Origin of the sequence: Sinorhizobium psoraleae, assembly GCF_013283645.1 — a bacterium.
Lineage (GTDB): Bacteria > Pseudomonadota > Alphaproteobacteria > Rhizobiales > Rhizobiaceae > Sinorhizobium > Sinorhizobium psoraleae.
The window spans coordinates 96,325-114,395 of the sequence record NZ_JABEKV010000006.1; the positions used below are offsets into that span (position 1 = coordinate 96,325).

The following is an 18,071-nucleotide window of genomic DNA, read 5'->3' on the forward strand; positions in this document are numbered from 1 at the left end:
TCATGGGCAGCACCGGCGTCATCGACCAGTTCCTCGAGGTATTCACACGCTATATCGATTCCGGCTTCGGCCTGCTTGGCGCAGAAGTAACGTTCATCGCGACCACGCTGATCGTGGTCGACGTGACGCTTGCCGCGCTCTTCTGGAGCTGGGGCGCCGATGATGACGTCCTCGCCAGGCTTGTGAAGAAGACCCTCTTCGTCGGCGTCTTCGCCTATCTCATCTCCAACTGGAACAAGCTCGCCCGCATCGTCTTCGAAAGCTTTGCCGGCCTCGGTCTCAAGGCATCCGGCACGGGCTTCACGACCACCGACCTGGTGCGGCCCGGAAGAGTCGCCCAGACCGGTCTTGATGCAGGTAGGCCGCTGCTCGAATCCATTTCCGATCTTATTGGTTACTGGAGTTTCTTCGAAAACTTCATTCAGATCGCCTGCATGCTGTTCGCCTGGGTGCTGGTGCTGCTCGCCTTCTTCATTCTCGCCGTCCAACTCTTCGTCACCCTGATCGAGTTCAAGCTGACGACACTCGCGGGCTTCGTGCTCATCCCCTTCGGTCTCTTCGGCAAATCCGCCTTCATGGCCGAACGCGTGCTCGGCAACGTCGTCTCGAGCGGCATCAAGGTACTCGTCCTCGCCATCATCATCGGCATCGGTTCGACGCTATTTTCCCAGTTCACGCAAGGCTTTGGCGGTCAGGGCCCGACGATTGATCAGGCCATGGCGATCGTGCTCGCCGCCCTCTCGCTGCTCGGTCTCGGCATTTTCGGTCCCGGCATCGCGAATGGCATCGTCTCGGGCGGACCGCAGCTCGGCGCCGGCAGCGCCGTCGGTACAAGCCTTGCCGCTGGCGGGGTCGTTGCACTCGGCGCGGCGACCGTCGGAGCCGCCATATCAGGTGGGGCCTCCCTTCTCGGCGGTGCCGCAGCAGCCGCCCGCGGCGGCGCGGCCACGGCCTATCGCCTCGGCGCGGCCGGCGAAAGCGGAATTGCGTCAACGGCGTCTGGCCCCGGTGGCACGGCGACAGCCGGTACCAGCTCCGCGGTCTCGCCCCTCAGGCGCGCTGCAACCCGCGCGGTGAACAGCCTCAAATCGAGCCATCCCGCCGGCACCAAGTCTGAAGTCGAAGAGACCGGCGGCACTTCGACGGTAGGGACGCTCCGCCGTTCCGCAGAAACCGCCCAAGACAGTTCCGCCACAACTGCACCGACGATCAGCAATGCCCCTCCTGATTGGGCCAGGCGCATGAAGCGATCGCAGCAAGTCTCACATGGTCTCCAGACCACCGCCCACGCCATCCGTTCCGGAGACGCTCATGGCGGCGGCTCCTCCGTCAATCTTTCCGAAAGTGACTGCTCATGAATCTTTTTCGACGACCGTCCACCCATTACGGCAAGACACCCCCGCCCGAGACGCCCTATCAGCGAGCAGCCCAAATCTGGGACGAGCGCATCGGCTCGGCCCGGGTGCAAGCGAAAAATTGGCGCCTGATGGCCTTCGGCTCGCTGATCCTCACCGCTGGATTTGCGGCAGCGCTCATGTGGCAATCGGCGCGCGGCACCATCGTTCCCTGGGTGGTTCAGGTCGACGAGCTCGGCCAGGCGCAGGCCATCGCACCCGCCGACGCGGACTACCGTCCGACCGATCCACAGATCGCCTGGCATCTTGCCCGCTTCATCGAGCAGGTCAGAAGCATCCCGGCCGACGCGATCATCGTCCGACAGAACTGGCTGCGCGCCTATGAGTTCACAACGGACCGTGGTGCCGCGGCGCTCAACGACCATGCTCGCACCGATGACCCTTTCACCAAGGTCGGCCGCATTCAGGTCGCCGTCGATGTCTCAAGCGTGATCAGGGCCTCGCCCGACAGCTTCCGGGTTGCCTGGACGGAGCGGCGTTATCAGGAAGGATCGCTTGCTGGCACAGAGCGATGGACGGCGATCCTGACGGTCACCGTGCAGCCCCCACGCGATGCCGAGAAGCTCCGTGCCAATCCGCTTGGCATATATGTCAACGCCATCAACTGGTCGAAGGAGATGGGTCAATGAAAGCGGCTTTCGGTATGGCCATGCTTACGGCACCCTGGTTGCTGCCTCGGCCCTTGCAGCCTGCGCCACCGCGCCGAGGCCGCCGCGGATCGATTACGATTCCAATGTCCCACCCCTTGCCCCGCCTCCCGCAGCCGAGATCGACGAGCGACCGCGGCCACTTCACGTGCCGCCACCGTGGACTCCGGGCCGCGGCGGCATGGCGGCGTCGAAACCGATCGCACGCGTTGCGAACGCCAATGCCGCTGCTCGCGTCGAGCCTCGTCGTGAGGGCTACTACAACGCCGTCCAGGTTTATCCCTACAGCCCGGGCGCTCTCTACCAGGTCTACGCCGCTGCCGGCCAGATCACCGACATCGCGCTCGAACCCGGCGAGGACCTGACGGGCGCCGGAGCGCTCGCCGCCGGCGATACCGCGCGCTGGATCATTGGCGACACTGAAAGCGGCAGCGGCAGCACACGCCGTGTCCATGTCCTCGTCAAACCGACACGGCCCGACATCTCCACCAATCTCTTCATTACGACCGACCGCCGAACCTACATGATCGAACTGCGCGCGGTCGAAAAGCAGTACATGCCCGCCGTTGCCTGGGCCTATCCGCAACCGCCCGCGATAAAGCGGCGCAACGCGCCCCTCACGCCCGTCATTCCTACCCTCTCCGCGCGCAACTATCGCTATGGCCTCAGCGGCGATGACCCGCCCTGGCGTCCGGTAACCGTCTATGACGATGGCAGGCGGGTCTATGTCGAGTTCGCGCGAGGGATCGTCCAGGGCGAGATGCCGCCACTCTTCGTCATCGGCGCCGACGGCGAACCTCAGATCGTCAACACCCGCGTCTATGGGAACATCCTGATCGTCGACCGGCTCTTCGGCGCCGCCGAGTTGCGCCTCGGCGGCGGCAACAACCAGCAGACCGTGCGAATCTTGCGCACCGATGGGAGGCGGTCGTCATGAGCGACATGGAAGCTGGAAATCAAGCGGAACAGGAGTTGGCGAACTCCGGGGCCCCGTTCGTCTCCCCCATGCGGCTGCGCCCCGAACCCCCACGGGTGACGCGGATCTCGCGCAAGGTCTTAGCTGGGCTGGGCCTCGCCATGGGACTCGGCGTCGGCGGTGCGCTGATCTACGCGCTGCGCACACCGGACGCAGGCGTCAATAGTGAGGAACTCTATTCGACCGATAATCGGCCGACCGCCGACGGTCTTGCAGGCCTGCCCAAAGACTATACCGGCCCCATCCTCGGTCCCCCGCTGCCGGGGGATCTCGGCAGGCCCATCCTCGACGCGCAAAGCCGCGGTCAGCCGGTCGTGCCACCGACCATCGAGACATCCGCCGTCGATCCGGCAGAAGAACGCCGTCTCGCGGAAGCGGAAGCGGCGCGCACGAGCCGGATCTTTTTTGAGATGGAGGCTGCGACGAACTCGACCGCGCCGGATGACGCGTCATTCATGCCGGGCATCACCGCGCTTGGAGCCGACGGCGAGCCCGGCTCAGCCGCGACACAGGAACGGCAGCTCGCCTTCCTGAATATACCGCCGGCCAGGCGTACCGTTTCGCCGGATCGGATCTCGGCGCCGGCATCGCCATACGTGCTGCAGGCGGGCTCGGTCATAGCCGCAGCGCTCATTACCGGCATTCGTTCCGATCTGCCCGGTCAGATCACCGCTCAAGTGACCGAGAACGTCTATGACAGCCCGACCGGCAGATTCCTGCTCGTGCCGCAAGGAACACGCCTCGTCGGTCAATATGACAGCGGCTTGGGGTTTGGCCAGCGTCGAGTCCTTCTCGTCTGGAACAGGCTGATTATGCCCAACGGACGCTCCATTGGTCTCGAGCGACAGCCGGGGACGGACACGGAGGGCTATGCCGGCCTCGAGGATCGGGTCGATTATCATTGGCGGGATCTCGTTAAGGCGGCCGCCCTTTCGACGTTGCTCGGGATCGGTGCGGAACTCGCCGCCGACGATAACGATCGGCTCAGGCGGGCACTCAGCGATAGTGCCCAGGACACCGTCAATGATGCGGGCCAGGAGATCGTTCGCCGCCAACTCGATGTGCAGCCGACGCTCACAATTCGGCCGGGCTTTCCGGTTCGCGTAATCGTCACCCGCGACCTCACACTCGAGCCATATGGAGGACCCCCATGACCAGGCTGAAACTCGGCCCGATCGCAGACGACAAGCCCGTGAAGGTCAGTCTGGAGCTGCCCGCGGCGCTGCATCGCAGTCTAGTCGACTACGCGGAACAGCTCGGCCGCCAAACCGGCCGTCCAGTCAGCGACCCGATGAAGCTGATCGTTCCGATGCTCGAGCGCTTCATTGCTTCGGATCGTGGATTTGCAAAAGCGAGAAAGTCTTTGTCTTCACCGGACGCGCAGCACTAGCCTTTTTTGCCATCGTTCGCATACTGCTGACTCGCCGAGGCCGCGGGTTCCGAGAAAAGACGACATCTTCCGACAAAGCCCTTATCTTGCTTCGGTAACGTGGCGAATACGGCTTGCGTTCAACAGGCCAGCGGCTTGGATCAGCGGATAACCGGCAGCCGCTATATGAGAGTTGATGCGGTGAAGATCCCTGACGAGGTCTATAAAGAGCGTGTTCCCCCTGCCATCGGCTCCTGAGTCGACCTGATCGCGGCCGAGGTGCTCATTCACAATGCTGTCCTCAAGCTCACGAAATCGGTCTTTTTGTGCGGCAAGGCGCGCCGCAGCCGTGACATCCCGTGAAGTCAGCGCAGCCGGAACGAGCCGCAGCGACAGGGAGATGACTTCACAGAGCGCCTCGAGCGCCGCAGTCTGGCTCGACGAGAACCGGATATCCTGCTTGATTGTGGCGCGGATCCGATTGGCGAGACTGAGCTTGATGACGTCGCCGGCATGTTCGAGGTTGCTCGCGTAATGCAGTACCTCGAAAGCCCGTCGGCTGTCACTGCTCGTTAGTCTGTCTGCGGGAAGCTGACCGAGATAGACGTGGACAGACGCCAGATAGTTACCAAGCCTGACGTCAATCGCAGCCACGTCTTTCAGGTCTTCCAGACGCCTGGATTTCAGAGCCATCAACGAGAGGCGGAACATCCGTTCCAGGATTTCGCTCATGCGGACCGTTTCGGTTACGGCATTGGACAGCGCGATCGTCGGCGTCTCGAGCGACAGCCGGTCAAGATAACGCGGAGCAGCGAACGGATCGTCCGCTGCGGCCGCATCGGGCATAAGTTTTTCGCAGAGGCGCATAACCGCAGGGGAAAACGGCAGGAAGACTGTTGCGACGGTAACATTGAATACCGCATGCAGACCGACGGCGATGTGTAACGGCTCGATCGACAATGTGTCCGCAATTTCGACTATCGTGCGACCAAGCAGCAGGCCCGCAAGCGCCAGAAAGCCGCGGCAGAAGAGATTGGCTACTGGAAGCCAGCGCGCCGGCATTGGTTGTTCGCACGTCGCAGCGACGGCCGGTAGCCCACCACCGAAATTGACGCCTAGAATTAAGGGAATCGCCCCGGCCACCTCCAGACTGCCGTTGATGAGGAGTGAAGAGACCAAAAGAATGACGGCTAGCGTCGAATGGCAGAGCCAAGCGAGGACTGCTCCTACCAAGAATCCGAGGATCGGTTCCCCGGCAATCGCACCCAAGACTTCATGGAACAGTGTCGCGCCCCGAAGCGGCGCCGTCGCTGCCACGATCATCGTCAAGGCAAGCAGCATCATGCCAAGCCCGAGCATGATCCGCCCTGCGCTGCGAAGCCTGAATTCACTCGAAAGACCGAAGGTGACGTATCCTGCAAAAAGGCAGAAGGGCGCGAGTTTCATTGAAAGCGATGAGCCCGAGACGAAGAGCCCAGACACGAGGGCCGAACCGACATCAGCGCCGAGCAGAACCGCCAAACCAGTGGTGCCGCCGATCGCCCCCGACCCGGCGAGTCCCGCGATAATGAGCGCCATGGCTGTGGCACTCCCGAGCATGGCCGTGGCAACGACGCCGCCGCCGAATGCTGCCAGTCTGTTCGACAAACGCTGCTCGACAAATCTCTGCAAACGCTCGCCCCATCCCCGCATGACGCCTGTGCGGATCATGCGCACGCCCCACAACAGCAGCGCCACGCCGCCAAGAAGCTCTATTATGACAGATGTTCCGGACGTCATTTCGCGTGCGGTCCCCTTCCTCAGGCATAGTCAGTCGGCCACGGACACGTCGGGAGCGACAGATCCAATGTTGTAGGCTTCGAGCTGCGCCGTCACACGGTCAGGTGCGGCAAAGTTGAGAATGGTCGCAGTCCCTGGGGTCACCGGGACCACCCGCGAAGGCGGAAGGTCCAAGAATTCATGGCAAACGGCGCGGATGACGCCGCCATGCACGACCGCGAGAAGATCACCCTCGGTGTTCGCAATCCACTCGCGAATGCTATCCGCCACTCTTTGGCGAAACGCCGACCAGCTTTCGGCACGTGCAGGTGTGAATGTTCCGGCACGCCACGCAGCATACTCCTCCGGCCGCTCGGCGATGAGTTCGGGCTTGCGCCTGCCTGTCCAATCGCCCATGTCAAGCTCGCGCAGTCGGACGTCAGTGGGTGCTTCCGGGTGGCCAATAAGGGCAACTGTCTGTCGCGTCCGACCGAGATCCGAAGCAATCACACGGACGGGTTTCAACGCCTTGGCGTAAGGACGGAAACGGCGGACTTGCGCGACGCCGCGCTCCGAAAGCACGGAGTTGTCCTGGCCCTGGAGGCGCTGCTCAGCGTTCCATTCGGTTTCTCCGTGGCGCATGAGAATGAGCCTCATTGATCGATCCTTTCTCCAGAGACGGCAAATATTGCGTCGGGACCTCGAATGAATGACATGGTGATGGCCTCGCCCGGCGTCGCGCTGAAATACCCATCGGTCATTCCTGTGACGCGGAGGTCTCCAATCATCGCCGTCACCATCGTCCGCCCCGCGATCGGGGCAGCCTCGGCAAAGCGGGCCTCGACGGAGGGCCTGCCCGCGACGGCGCCTACGCAAAGGTCTTCCGCGCGGTAAAGCAATTGCACGCTCTCGTGACCGCGTGCCGCGGCTGAGAAAGCAAGATCCACATCGCCGAACATCAGGAAGTCACCGGAGCGAACTGCCGGAAGCAGGTTTGCCGGCGGGGTGCCGAGAAAGGTGGCGACAAAGGTCGTGGCTGGTTGCCGAAGGAGATCTATCGGCTTTCCAAACTGCTCGACGCGACCATTGTTCAGCACGGCGACGTGAGTTGCCATTGTCATCGCTTCCACCTGGTCATGGGTCACGTAGACGGAGGTGGCGCCGGTGGCGCGATGGATGCGCATCAGTTCGCTCCGCATCTCGATGCGGAGCTTGGCATCGAGGTTGGAAAGGGGTTCATCAAACAGAAGAATGCTCGGCTGCGGCGCGATCGTGCGAGCAATCGCCACACGCTGTTGCTGGCCGCCCGAGATTTCCGCTGGATATCGTTTCGCCAAAGCGTCGATGCCGAGTAGCGCCAGAACTTCCCTGACCCTTCGGTCCCGCCGCTCCCTCGACCACTTTGCGACTTTCAGCGGCCAAGCAATATTGGCAGCCACCGTCATGTGCGGCCAGAGGGCATAGCTCTGAAACACGAGGCCGGCATTGCGTCTACCGGCATCGGAGATGACACCCCCTGCGCCACTCGAAACCGTCTCGCCGACGAAGGCAATTTCGCCTTCGGTTGGGGCCTCGAGACCTGCAAGCATGCGCAACAATGTGGACTTGCCGCAGCCGGACGGGCCGACAAGCACCAGAAAGGAACCAGCAGGCACAGAGATGTTGATGTCCTTGACCGCTGTGAAAGCGCCGAACCGTTTTGCGAGATTGCGGATTTGGATGGCGTCCGCGGCGCTGGAAACAATGGCGTTCATGACTCTTTCCATTTCTGAACGCGGTTCTGCAGGCTGTGCGCGATGAGCGAGGCCGCGAGGCAGACCACGAGAATGATGAGGGTGATGGCATTGGCGAACTGCATGAAGCCTTCGGCCGCATAGCGGTAGGCAACCATGCTCAACACCGGAGAAGTCGCGGTGAAGAGCAGGACCACTAGCGACAGATCGCGCACCATCTTGACGAAGACGAGGATCGCTCCGGCAAACAGCCCGCGGATCGCCAGCGGGAAGATGATGGCGAACAGCCGCCGTATGAGCCCTGCCCCGGTCAGCCGCGCACTTTCCTCCAGGTCAGCCGAAATCTGGCCAAGTACCGAGCGTCCCGATTGAACCGCAAAGGGAAGATTATGTGCGGAAGCAGCGACCACCAGCAGTGCGAAGGTGCCATAGAGAGAGGGCATCGGCCCAATCGGCGCACTGAATAGCGCGATGTAGGCGGCCGCAAAGGCAATGCTCGGAATGAGGAGCGGCATGAAAGCGAGCTGGCTGAGCACGGACGCGAGCAGGCTGCCGCGGCGATGAACAATCGTATAGGCGAGCGCCAATCCCAGAAGCATGGTCGTGAACGCCACGACGAGGCCAAGCTGGATGGTGTTCCAGAGCGCATCAAGCAGGATGGGGTTGCGGAATACCCCGGCTTGACCTTGGGCGATCGCACCGCCGCCTTCGCCGATCCAGAAATGCAACGTCCAGTTCGAAAACAGTGCGCCGCCTTGGGGGGCTAGGCTTGACGCCGCAAGGATCAGAATCGGGGCGACGGTGGTGAGCAGACCAACCACCAGCGCCAAGCCAAAGAGCGGCCAGCGCCAGACGCCGAGGGGGAAACGTTTCGTGCGTCCACCCTTGCCGGTCACCGTGATGAACGCCTTGCGCCCTGAAACGATCCGATCGGACAACCAAAGGAACGCCGCCGAAACGGCGATGAGCAAAAGCGCGATGACAAAGCCGCGTTCATTTTGACCTGTTTCGATCATGCCGAAAAGACGGGTCGAAAGCGTTTGCATTCGCACCGGCAGACCAAGCAGGGCTGGCGCCGCGAAGTTGGCGACGGCGCCGGCGAAGGTCAGCGACCCAGCCGCGATCAACGCGGGTGTCACGACGGGCAGAATGATGCCGAAAAAGATACGCGGACGTCTCGCACCGGCCATTTGGCCGGCTTCAACGAGATCGGCCCCAACGGAGCTCAGTGCCGCAGCGATGATCGTGTAGGCGAGAGAATAATAGTGCGCGATCAGCACGATGGCTGTCGGCACGAGCCCCCAGGCGAGCCAATCAGGGATGGCAAGTCCGCTGGTTTCGAAAAAGCCAGCGGAGCCCCCGAGGCGGGCGTTCCTGAACACAGTGCCCCAGGCAAGCGCCGCGGCGAAACTCGGGATCATGTAAGGCAAGGTAGCCATCAACCCCAACGCCCTGCGGCCAGGGACGTCGGTGAGGATCACGAGCCAGGCGAGGAAGCCTCCAAGCAGAAGGCAGCCGATAGAGACACCGAAACCCAGCGCCATCGTATTGAACAGCGGTCGCCACCAGAGATTGGTTGATAGCGGGCTGAAAAGAACGGTCTCCCAGGCTGCGAGGCCTTCAGGTGTCAGTGTGGAAAGCAGGATGCGAAGCAGCGGCGCGACGACGAGGATGGCAATGATCGCCACCAATATTGCCGGCATGAGAAAGGCCGATCGGAGCAGTCGGCTGCCCGATGGCATGACGATAGATGTCGATGTCATTAAATGCCTCCGAGGCGTATCGGCGCGGGCCAAGATCCGCGCCGACAACAGCCTGCCCTCATTGAAGGGTGATGATGAGATCCGCGATCCGGCCTCGAGCGGCGGCCGTCTTTTGCGGATCAATTGTCCAGGCCTGCAAGTCTTCGAGCTTAACCGAGTCCGGGTGGCCGGCGATCGTCTTGCGTGTCGCGTAGTCGCCAGGGACGTTGAAGGGCTCGAAGCCGGGCCCACCGCTCGGCGTGTCATCGCCAAACATGAAGTCGATCAGCAGCCGCGCGGCGGCAGGATGGGGCGCCTTGTCCGCAATTGTCAGAATCGCAGGAAAGAGAATGCCGTTGGCGGGCTCGACTTTATTCGCAACCTGGAGAGCCCACCCCTCCTTTTTGTTGTCGCGACGGTCCGAATAGGTGCCGAAGCCGACGGGCGGCTCCTTAGCATTGATGTCACCGATCGACTTGTTGAGGACGTCGCTGTTCGGCACGAGGATGAGGTCGTTCGCGAAGAGATCCTTGATAAACTGTTCGCCCGCACCTTGAACGTCCGGATCCACCTCTATCTCCTTTCCGAAGTGTGCCTGGTAAGCCTTTGACATTTCGTCGGAGTGGAGTGCGATTTCGGTCAAGAGATCAAGGAGTTCACCCCGTTGGCTCGGGTCAACCATAAGCACTCGGCCGCGCCATTCCGGATCGGTGAGTTGCCACAGATTGTTGATTGGCGAACCATTCGAAAAGGCCGCCTCGTTGTACATCAGAACCTTGGTCGACAGCCGTTGCGCAAGCAGCGGGACCTTGTAGCGATCATCGATCTCGCCAGTCACACGGGGCGGCACATAATTGCTGACCCTTTTTGCCTGCAGCAGTTTTGTGAAGACCACCGGTGTGTCGGCAATATAGAGCACGTCGACGGCGTGGATCCCAGCCTGCTGTTCCGCCTCCAGGCGTGCGATCTGCTTCGTCGAGCTCATATCAACCCCTATCAGGTCCACGCCGGGATAGGTCTCTTCGAATGCCTTCTCGATTTTGGCGATGCGGCTCGACAGTGAGAAGATAGTAACGCTCCCCTCCTTCTGTGCGAGCGGCAACAACTGCTCCGGCGTCATCTTGTCGAGATCTCCAGCCGCCGCTATCGACGGCAAAATAACGCACGCAGCAAGCGCGGCTTTGGCTAGTCTTTTGAACATGTCTTCCTCCTCCCAACATTTCCCCAATCAATCGAAGTCGTTGAACAACTCCGACAGTTTCTCCAACCTGCCGATGATCTCCCGCTGATGGCGGCCGGCGATCGTCAGGACGATGCCGTTGACGATTGCGAACGGAATTGTCGGCGTCTGGAACTCACTCCCCGAGCGGCCTCGTGGCGCCGACAGCATGAGATTTGCGGCAGGCTCCATCAGCGGGCCAGCAAGGTCGGAAATGAGAATTGTTTGAGCGCCGACACGCGCAGCATGCCGCATGAGTGGTCCGTAGCTTTGTGGCTGCTTGCGGAACGCAAGAGCGATCACCAAGTCCCCGGCGTCCATGCTAACCATGCGCTCTGCGATGTCTCGTCCGCGCCCCGTCAATGCAATGATGGTCATGCCGAACCGGTCGAGACGGCGGTGCAAGAAGCCGGCCACCGATTGGGCGTGCCCTTGACCGAAGATGAATATGCGTCGTGCAGCGAAAACCATGTCCGCAGCAATATCGACGTCTGTCTGAGCGACGGATCTAGCCAGCGTCTCGAGTGCGGCAATTTCAGCCGCAATCAGATCAGTCAGATAGTCGCCATGTTCGACCTTCGACACCGACCGGCGCATGCGGTTGGCGGCGTCTTGATCATCCAGAACTTCGCGTTGCAATTGCGCACGTAGGTCTGGGAAGCCCTTGTAGCCCAACTTCTGAGCGAGCCGTGTCGCAGTGGCTTCGTGGACGGCGGCGCGTTGCGAGAGTTGCGGGCCCGAGAGGAAAGCGGCTTCGGCGCGGTTTTCCAGGATGGTCGCGATCAGCTTCTGATCCGCATCCGTCAGTCGCCTGGAGTGAGCTTTTATCCGATCGAGTATTGTCATGACATCCTGCAAGTTCGTTTGCAGGCCACATCGTTTCTGCAAATTTCCATGTCGTCAATACGGGCGCCGCAAGAAACCTTGCAAGACTCTGCAAAGCATTGCCCGAATACTTACGTAATCGACCCGGACATCGAGCCGAACCAGGCTATTGCACGCTGGAATCTACCTTTACGTGCGGCCACCGTGATGCAGACACCACTTCTCGTTTCGCGTCTCAGAATCTTTGCAAGGGGCCGCAAAAGAAAGGCAAGCGGTGTGATGGTGCCTGCCTTGTGCAGCAGTATCACGGCGTTTCAGCTCGGAAGGAATCTTCCGACTTCGCAACCCACGCAACCGAGACATCCTCGAACGTTATGGCGCGCATTGGCTTGTGTATGGATGCCTGGAGCGTCTGCTTTTCCGGACGCATAACGAGAATGACCGTTTCCTTCGGCGGGCAATCAGGCAACGAGCACACGAGTTCATTCACTGAAACGATTGTCGCGTCATCGAGCCCAAGAATCGTCCGCGTCCATTGCTTGATGGTGCGCGCACTGTTGACGACGCCCGGCGCCTGTCGCGCGAGAGGATTTATGAACGGCCCCGTCATGCCTGCCTCCTCGTCTTGCGAGAGGATCGGGGCGTTAGAACCTCAAATAGGTCACGGATCGGTTTCGCCGGCATGTCTTGACCAATGAGTACGACGCGAGTGGTCCGGTCACCACTCGGCCAGCGGTCAAGACGGTGGGGCGGATATAGCCGCCGATGAACCGCATGGGCGACGAGCGGCCTGTCCAGGTCGTCGGCGAGCGCGAAGATGCCCTTCAGCCTGAGCAGACCCGAGGAGATGTTGCTCGTGACCAGATGGAGAAAGGTCTCGACGGACGGTGGATCGAGAGGCTCGTCGTGGACAAGGCTGAAGGCCTCCACCTCATCGCCATGCCGGTTTGAATCGTGAGCATGATCTGCGTGCTTCGCAAATGCCTCCATCGCAAGCCAGCCTGGGACGTCGTCGGCCTTGCCCTGGATGGAATAAGGCCGCTCGCTGAAGAGCGACGCAAGATCAAAGCTAGCGGCGTGCCGGTCATGAAACATCGCCGCGGGGTTCAGTTGGCAAAGTTCCTCGGTCCAGGACAAACGCTCTTCTACGATGTCCGTCTTGGTGAGAATGATGTGATCCGCGAAAGCAAGTTGCTTCCACCCCTCCATGAAACTGTCGAGCGTTGCGCGGCCGGCAAACACATCGAAGGCCGTGATCACGCCGGAAAGATAGTAATGCCGCGCCACAACATGATCGCGCAGGCCCATGGCAGGGGCGCCACCGGCAACGAGACTGTTGATGATCGGAACAGGGTCAGCAAGGCCCGTCGTCTCAATAACGACACGCGACACGGCCGGTATTTCGCCACGGCTGCGCGCCTCGTGCAGCTCGAACAAGGACGCACGAATATCGCTGCTCGCCGTGCAGCAGATGCATCCGGTCGTCGTCTGGAAATAGCGCTCCGACCCGGCGTGAACGAGATCATGATCGACGGGCACCGTTCCAAATTCGTTGACAATGACGGCCATGTTCCCCATGCGGGGATCGGCGAGCAGATCATTGAGCAATGTGGTTTTGCCGGATCCCAGAAATCCAGTCAGCAGTGTCACCGGGACGGGTTCATAACGCACAATCAACTTAAACTCCAGCGGTGCTTCGCCCGACATTCGCCAATGCCTGGACGGGCTGCATGCTCACCCTCCAGCCCCCTGCGATGGGTGATCGGAAAGCTCAATTTTGACGTACGAAGGGGCTCGCCCGTGACTGCCGGACGAGTCCCAATGCGTTTAGCTACCCAGGATGGCAGCGTTGATGGTGTCGAGGTTGTGACGGAACATGTCGATGTAGGTCGAAGCCGGGCCGTCCGTTGCGGAGAGTGCATCCGAATAGAGCGTCCCGCCAAGCTTGATGCCCGTCTCGGTTACGATCTGTTCGACAAGACGCGGGTTCGTAATGTTCTCCAGGAAGATCGCCGACGCCTTGTCCTCCTTGACCTGGTCGATGAGTTTGGCGACGTCAGACGCGGAGGCCTCCGCCTCGGTCGAGATGCCTTCGGGCGCGATAAACTTCAGCCCGTATTCATGTTCGAAATAGCCAAACGCGTCGTGCGAGGTGATGACCGTGCGCTTATCGGCCGGAATTGCCTCTAGCGAGGCCTTCACCTCCGCCTCCAGTTCGGCGAGCTTCTTGAGGTAGGCCTCGGAATTGGCCGCGTAGCTTGCGCATCCCGCCTTGTCGGCTTTGCAGAGGGCGTCCGCAATGTTCTTCACATAGATCTCGGCATTGTGGATTGATTGCCACGCATGTGGATCGAATTCGCCATGATCATGCCCCTCATCTTCATGACCATCGTTTTCCTGTTTCCCGGCATCTTCATGGCCCTCACCCTCATGGTGTTCCTCCTCGCTCGCCTTCAGCGGCTCGATGCCCTTGCTGACCTCGACGACCGCCGCCTTGGTGCCACTCGTTTCGATGAGCCGCGACATGAAGCCCTCGAAGGCGAGGCCATTGACCAGAACGACATTCGCCTGTTCGAGCGCGGCCGCGTCAGCCGGACGTGGTTCATAGACATGAGCGTCCCCGTCAGGACCAACGAGGGTCGTGACCTCGATGCGATCGCCGCCCACATTCTTGGCGAAGTCGCCAAGGATGGAGAAGCTGGCAACGACCTTGATGTCGGCTGCGGAGGCGGTCGCAATAAAGCCACCGCACAACGTCACGAGGCTCGCACAGGTCGCAATGCGCAAAGTTCTGAACATGGAGATCTCCTTTTTGTTGATCAGGCTACTCGGTGGCGGCGCTGCGCGAAGGCGTTGCGCAGAACACCTCGCCGGCCAGCCAAAGTGGAAAGGAAATAGATGCCGCCGGCAGTCAGGATGATGGCAGGCCCCGACGGCAGTGACGCGTGATAGGAAAGCAGCAGGCCACCCAGGGCCGAGACGGCGGCAATCGCAATAGCCACCAGGCACATCGGACCGACCTGGTTGGACCAGAAGCGAGACGCCGCAGCAGGCACCATCATCAGGCCCACCGAGAGCAGCGTGCCGAGCGCCTGGAAACCGGCGACAAGGTTCAGCACCGCAAGCGTCAAGAAAAGAAAATGGACCGGCGCACCGACGCGGCTCACTGAACGCAGAAAGAGCGGATCAAGGCACTCGGCCACCAGGGCACGCCAGAAGATTGCAAGCGCCAGCAACGTGATGGCAGCGATCAGGCCGATCAGGGTCAGGGCAGCATCGTTGAGTGCCAGCACGGAGCCGAACAACACATGCATCAGATCCACGCTGGAGCCACGCCAGGACACGAGTAGCACGCCGAGCGCCAGCGAGATCAGATAGAATGCCGCCAAGGAGGCATCTTCCTTCTGGATCGTCAGGCGCGACACCGCGCCTGCCCCAAGAGCGACAACGAGGCCGACGAGGAGGCCACCGAGCGTCATCGGAACGATATCGAGACCGAAGAATACGAAGCCGAGCGCCGCTCCCGGCAGGATCGCATGGGACATTGCGTCGCCGGTGAGACTCATGCGTCTCAGCATCAGAAAGACGCCGACGGGCGCACAGCTTACGGCCAGGATCAGCGAGCCGAACAGGGCGCGCTGCATGAAGCCATATTGAAGAAACGGCGCGATCAGATAGTCATACATTCGCCGATGCCTTCTCGACAGCGCCCTTGCTGGCGGTCGATCCCGCCGGACTGTCCTCACACCAATCTGCTGTCTCGTCCCAGGCTTCCTGAAAATTCCGAGCCCGCAGGAGATTCTCCGGCGTCAGCACAGCGTCCGTTCGCCCCCAGGCGACCGCCTTTCGCGCAAGCAGAAGCGTTTGCGGAAAATGCTGCCGAACGAGACCGTGGTCGTGCAGCACGCAAAGCACCGTCCTGCCTTCCGCGGCCCACTGCCGCACCAGTTGGACGAGGTCGGCGATCGTGCGGGCATCCACTGCGTTGAAGGGCTCATCCAAGAGGATGAGATCGGCGTCCTGCAGCATGGCGCGGGCAAACAGGACTCGCTGTATCTGGCCGCCCGAAAGGCTGTCCAACGGGCGATCCTCGAAACCGGTGAGACCCACCGCAGAAAGACAGCCCGCCAAGTTCGCCCTGTCTGTTTTCGTCCGACGCCCGAGCAACCCGCGTCGTTGCCAGAAGCCAAGCGAGACGAGATCGATCACGCGTGCGGGAAAGCTGCGGTCGAGCTCCGACTGCTGCGGCAGATAGGCGAGCCGCCGATAGTGCGCGAAGCAAGCCCCATTGATGGGTTTCAGGATGCCGGCGATCCCCTTCATCAGGGTCGACTTGCCAGATCCATTGGCGCCAACGATCGCGGTCAGCGCGCCGCGCTCGATACCGCCACTCAGGTGGTGAATGGCGGGGTGGCCGGCATAGCCAAGGGTCAAGTTTTCAAAACGAAGGCAATGATTGGTCATGGCAGGTCCGGGGTTGACAACCCCTGCATATGTTACGTTATTACATTCGTCAAACGAAAAGTTACGTAATAACATATCAACTTCGATGCTGGCCCGGGTGCCGCCGTCGCGCTCGGCATGCATCGCAACAATGAGGTTTCGCCCATGTCAGACCAGATTGCCCCCACGCCAGTCACTGTGCTCACCGGCTATCTCGGCGCAGGAAAGACCACCCTTCTCAACCGGATCCTTTCAGAGCCGCATGGGAAGAAGTTCGCTGTCATCGTCAACGAGTTCGGCGAAGTCGGTATCGACAACGACCTCATCGTCGATGCTGACGAGGAAGTGTTCGAGATGAACAACGGCTGCATTTGCTGCACGGTGCGCGGCGACCTGATCCGCATCATCGAGGGGCTGATGCGGCGCCGCGACCGCTTCGATGGAATCCTCATAGAAACCACCGGGCTCGCGGATCCCGCCCCCGTCGCGCAGACTTTCTTCGTCGACGAGGACGTCCGCTCCAAGACACGGCTCGACTCCATCATCACCGTCGTCGATGCCAAACATCTTCTCGGCGAACTCGATCACGCGCATGAAGCGCAGGAGCAACTGGCGTTCGCCGACACGATCATCCTCAATAAGACCGACCTTGTATCGGTCGCCGGACTGAAAGCTGTCGAGGATCGCATTCGCCGCATCAATCCGACGGCCAGCATTATCCAGACACAGCGCTGCGATCTCGATATCGCCGGCTTGCTCGATCGCAAGGCCTTCGATCTCGACCGCATTCTCGAAGTCGAGCCTGACTTTCTCGAAGAAGAGCACGACCATGAGCATGACGATCATGTCACGAGTTTTTCACTGATCGAACGCCAGCCGATCGATCCAGAAAAATTCTTCCGCTGGCTCCAAACGACCGCCCAGGCATTTGGCCTGGATATGCTGCGGATGAAGGGCATCATCGCCTTTGCCGGCGACGACGACCGCTATGTCGTCCAGGGCGTCCACATGTTGATGGAAGGCGACCACCAGCGCCGGTGGAAGGACGGGGAGGAGCGCGTGTCGCGGCTTGTCTTCATTGGCCGCAACCTGCCGAAGGACATCATCTCGGAGGGGTTCGTGAAATGCCGCGCACTCCCGACAGCGACCGTATAGCGCGGAGCTTCCCGGACGAATAGTGCTGGAATATGCCACAGACGACCCCCACTCGCCTCACGGCAACGACTGGCGGTGGCCGGCGCTTCGATCGAGGAACACCGCGGCCATAGTCCGCTGCCGATCGTTCGGGCACATCGCACAATACGGGGCTGACGCGGCAGCCCCGTATCACTTCAGATCCGTGAATGGAGGCACACAGATGACACGACGGACGGGCTATACAACCTCAGCCCTCACGCGCAATCAAACGCTTGTGCTTTCGGTTCTGGAGGCATCACAGGTACCTTTAAGCGCCTACAGCATTCTCGATCGTCTTCGACAGCACGGCCTCAAGGCACCGCTGCAGATCTATCGGGCACTCGAAAAGCTTATCGAACTCGGAAAGATCCATAGGGTCGAGAGTATGAATGCCTTCGTTCGCTGCCGCCATTCTGAACACGGCTACATCCACCCATCAATTACTGCCTTCGAAATCTGTGAAGCCTGCGGTTCGGTCAACGAGTTCCACAATGAGAACCTCGAATTGGCTCTCGGTAGACACGTTCGCGGCGATGGCTTCCTGGCGAAGCGTACCACAATCGAAATACGTGGCCTTTGTTCCGCAGGTCGCTAGCAGGATTTACGGGCCGCCTCTGTCAGACCTTCCGGAGCTCACGGAAATCGGCGTGCAACAAAGCCCGCAAGACAAGATGGAGTTGCCGCCGGCGACGTCCACGCCCGTCTGTCCATAGCGCCTCGTCGCCTTTAACAAAAATCACTCCGTATTTGGTGCCGCTGAGACGGAGA

The 18,071-nt window shown here is 60.9% G+C and carries 18 protein-coding genes; 7 read left to right on the top strand and 11 right to left on the bottom strand.

The features are described 5' to 3' along the window. Nucleotides 1–2 precede the first annotated feature (2 nt). Genes trbL through ILFOPFJJ_RS27275 form a run of 5 tightly spaced genes read left to right on the top strand, consistent with a single transcriptional unit; the run spans nt 3 to nt 4,428 of the window. The gene (gene trbL, locus ILFOPFJJ_RS27255) at nt 3–1,358 is read left to right on the top strand and encodes a P-type conjugative transfer protein TrbL (RefSeq protein ID WP_173513691.1); all 1,356 of its coding nucleotides are present in this window, start codon (nt 3–5) and stop codon (nt 1,356–1,358) included. Then, nucleotides 1,355–2,044, top strand: a complete 690-nt coding sequence (trbF, locus tag ILFOPFJJ_RS27260) for a conjugal transfer protein TrbF (protein ID WP_173513692.1) — start codon at nt 1,355–1,357, stop codon at nt 2,042–2,044. The genes trbL and trbF overlap by 4 nt, the downstream gene beginning before the upstream one ends. Continuing rightward, nucleotides 1,968–2,999 carry a P-type conjugative transfer protein TrbG gene (trbG, locus tag ILFOPFJJ_RS27265; RefSeq protein ID WP_376741458.1) on the top strand — a complete coding sequence of 344 codons (1,032 nt, stop codon included), beginning with the start codon at nt 1,968–1,970 and terminating at the stop codon, nt 2,997–2,999. The genes trbF and trbG overlap by 77 nt, the downstream gene beginning before the upstream one ends. Then, entirely contained in the window at nt 2,996–4,192 is a 1,197-nt protein-coding gene (locus ILFOPFJJ_RS27270; RefSeq protein ID WP_173513694.1) for a TraB/TrbI/VirB10 family type IV secretion system protein, read from the top strand. The genes trbG and ILFOPFJJ_RS27270 overlap by 4 nt, the downstream gene beginning before the upstream one ends. After that, nucleotides 4,189–4,428, top strand: a complete 240-nt coding sequence (locus tag ILFOPFJJ_RS27275; protein WP_173513695.1) for a DUF2274 domain-containing protein — start codon at nt 4,189–4,191, stop codon at nt 4,426–4,428. The genes ILFOPFJJ_RS27270 and ILFOPFJJ_RS27275 overlap by 4 nt, the downstream gene beginning before the upstream one ends. Before the next feature lie 81 nt (nt 4,429–4,509). Here the strand turns inward: ILFOPFJJ_RS27275 and ILFOPFJJ_RS27280 are convergent, their stop codons facing one another. From ILFOPFJJ_RS27280 to aztA, 11 genes are all read right to left on the bottom strand, one after another. Next, nucleotides 4,510–6,186 carry a Na/Pi cotransporter family protein gene (locus ILFOPFJJ_RS27280; RefSeq protein WP_173513696.1) on the bottom strand — a complete coding sequence of 559 codons (1,677 nt, stop codon included), beginning with the start codon at nt 6,184–6,186 and terminating at the stop codon, nt 4,510–4,512. A 30-nt stretch (nt 6,187–6,216) separates the two neighbouring features. Next, the gene (locus ILFOPFJJ_RS27285) at nt 6,217–6,822 is read right to left on the bottom strand and encodes a histidine phosphatase family protein (protein WP_173513697.1); all 606 of its coding nucleotides are present in this window, start codon (nt 6,820–6,822) and stop codon (nt 6,217–6,219) included. Next, nucleotides 6,819–7,919 carry an ABC transporter ATP-binding protein gene (locus ILFOPFJJ_RS27290; protein WP_173513698.1) on the bottom strand — a complete coding sequence of 367 codons (1,101 nt, stop codon included), beginning with the start codon at nt 7,917–7,919 and terminating at the stop codon, nt 6,819–6,821. Before ILFOPFJJ_RS27290 ends, ILFOPFJJ_RS27285 begins: the two co-directional genes overlap by 4 nt. Next, a complete protein-coding gene (locus ILFOPFJJ_RS27295) occupies nt 7,916–9,661 on the bottom strand; it encodes an ABC transporter permease (protein ID WP_246299810.1) in 1,746 nt (581 codons plus the stop codon). Before ILFOPFJJ_RS27295 ends, ILFOPFJJ_RS27290 begins: the two co-directional genes overlap by 4 nt. A 58-nt stretch (nt 9,662–9,719) precedes the next feature. Further along, the gene (locus tag ILFOPFJJ_RS27300) at nt 9,720–10,841 is read right to left on the bottom strand and encodes an ABC transporter substrate-binding protein (RefSeq protein WP_173513699.1); all 1,122 of its coding nucleotides are present in this window, start codon (nt 10,839–10,841) and stop codon (nt 9,720–9,722) included. Between the two features lie 27 nt (nt 10,842–10,868). Next, nucleotides 10,869–11,705 (bottom strand): MurR/RpiR family transcriptional regulator, encoded by an 837-nt coding sequence (locus ILFOPFJJ_RS27305; protein WP_173513700.1) that lies wholly within the window; start codon nt 11,703–11,705, stop codon nt 10,869–10,871. Nucleotides 11,706–11,988: 283 nt separating this feature from the next. Then, a complete protein-coding gene (locus ILFOPFJJ_RS27310) occupies nt 11,989–12,294 on the bottom strand; it encodes a hypothetical protein (protein WP_173513701.1) in 306 nt (101 codons plus the stop codon). Then, the gene (locus ILFOPFJJ_RS27315; RefSeq protein WP_246299812.1) at nt 12,291–13,361 is read right to left on the bottom strand and encodes a CobW family GTP-binding protein; all 1,071 of its coding nucleotides are present in this window, start codon (nt 13,359–13,361) and stop codon (nt 12,291–12,293) included. Before ILFOPFJJ_RS27315 ends, ILFOPFJJ_RS27310 begins: the two co-directional genes overlap by 4 nt. 150 nt (nt 13,362–13,511) lie before the next feature. Beyond that, on the bottom strand, nt 13,512–14,483 hold the full coding sequence (aztC, locus tag ILFOPFJJ_RS27320) for a zinc ABC transporter substrate-binding protein AztC (protein WP_173513703.1): 972 nt from the start codon (nt 14,481–14,483) through the stop codon (nt 13,512–13,514). Between the two features lie 20 nt (nt 14,484–14,503). Beyond that, a complete protein-coding gene (gene aztB, locus ILFOPFJJ_RS27325; protein WP_173513704.1) occupies nt 14,504–15,370 on the bottom strand; it encodes a zinc ABC transporter permease AztB in 867 nt (288 codons plus the stop codon). Beyond that, nucleotides 15,363–16,148 (bottom strand): zinc ABC transporter ATP-binding protein AztA, encoded by a 786-nt coding sequence (aztA, locus tag ILFOPFJJ_RS27330; protein WP_173513705.1) that lies wholly within the window; start codon nt 16,146–16,148, stop codon nt 15,363–15,365. The genes aztB and aztA overlap by 8 nt, the downstream gene beginning before the upstream one ends. Before the next feature lie 144 nt (nt 16,149–16,292). On the opposite strand from aztA, the gene ILFOPFJJ_RS27335 reads away from it, so the two are divergent. After that, the gene (locus ILFOPFJJ_RS27335; RefSeq protein ID WP_173513706.1) at nt 16,293–17,282 is read left to right on the top strand and encodes a CobW family GTP-binding protein; all 990 of its coding nucleotides are present in this window, start codon (nt 16,293–16,295) and stop codon (nt 17,280–17,282) included. Between the two features lie 202 nt (nt 17,283–17,484). Beyond that, on the top strand, nt 17,485–17,898 hold the full coding sequence (locus ILFOPFJJ_RS27340) for a Fur family transcriptional regulator (RefSeq protein WP_173513707.1): 414 nt from the start codon (nt 17,485–17,487) through the stop codon (nt 17,896–17,898). Nucleotides 17,899–18,071 lie beyond the last annotated feature (173 nt).

Bases quoted from the DNA above. Each gene is read 5' to 3' on its own strand.
- aztA (WP_173513705.1), bottom strand. From the start codon at position 16,148: ATGACCAATCATTGCCTTCGTTTTGAAAACTTGACCCTTGGCTATGCC.
- ILFOPFJJ_RS27340 (WP_173513707.1), top strand. From the start codon at position 17,485: ATGACACGACGGACGGGCTATACAACCTCAGCCCTCACGCGCAATCAA.
- ILFOPFJJ_RS27305 (WP_173513700.1), bottom strand. From the start codon at position 11,705: ATGACAATACTCGATCGGATAAAAGCTCACTCCAGGCGACTGACGGAT.
- ILFOPFJJ_RS27295 (WP_246299810.1), bottom strand. From the start codon at position 9,661: ATGACATCGACATCTATCGTCATGCCATCGGGCAGCCGACTGCTCCGA.
- ILFOPFJJ_RS27290 (WP_173513698.1), bottom strand. From the start codon at position 7,919: ATGAACGCCATTGTTTCCAGCGCCGCGGACGCCATCCAAATCCGCAAT.
- ILFOPFJJ_RS27310 (WP_173513701.1), bottom strand. From the start codon at position 12,294: ATGACGGGGCCGTTCATAAATCCTCTCGCGCGACAGGCGCCGGGCGTC.
- ILFOPFJJ_RS27275 (WP_173513695.1), top strand. From the start codon at position 4,189: ATGACCAGGCTGAAACTCGGCCCGATCGCAGACGACAAGCCCGTGAAG.
- ILFOPFJJ_RS27335 (WP_173513706.1), top strand. From the start codon at position 16,293: ATGTCAGACCAGATTGCCCCCACGCCAGTCACTGTGCTCACCGGCTAT.
- aztC (WP_173513703.1), bottom strand. From the start codon at position 14,483: ATGTTCAGAACTTTGCGCATTGCGACCTGTGCGAGCCTCGTGACGTTG.
- trbG (WP_376741458.1), top strand. From the start codon at position 1,968: ATGCCGAGAAGCTCCGTGCCAATCCGCTTGGCATATATGTCAACGCCA.
- ILFOPFJJ_RS27270 (WP_173513694.1), top strand. From the start codon at position 2,996: ATGAGCGACATGGAAGCTGGAAATCAAGCGGAACAGGAGTTGGCGAAC.
- ILFOPFJJ_RS27300 (WP_173513699.1), bottom strand. From the start codon at position 10,841: ATGTTCAAAAGACTAGCCAAAGCCGCGCTTGCTGCGTGCGTTATTTTG.
- ILFOPFJJ_RS27280 (WP_173513696.1), bottom strand. From the start codon at position 6,186: ATGACGTCCGGAACATCTGTCATAATAGAGCTTCTTGGCGGCGTGGCG.
- ILFOPFJJ_RS27285 (WP_173513697.1), bottom strand. From the start codon at position 6,822: ATGAGGCTCATTCTCATGCGCCACGGAGAAACCGAATGGAACGCTGAG.
- aztB (WP_173513704.1), bottom strand. From the start codon at position 15,370: ATGTATGACTATCTGATCGCGCCGTTTCTTCAATATGGCTTCATGCAG.
- trbL (WP_173513691.1), top strand. From the start codon at position 3: ATGGGCAGCACCGGCGTCATCGACCAGTTCCTCGAGGTATTCACACGC.
- trbF (WP_173513692.1), top strand. From the start codon at position 1,355: ATGAATCTTTTTCGACGACCGTCCACCCATTACGGCAAGACACCCCCG.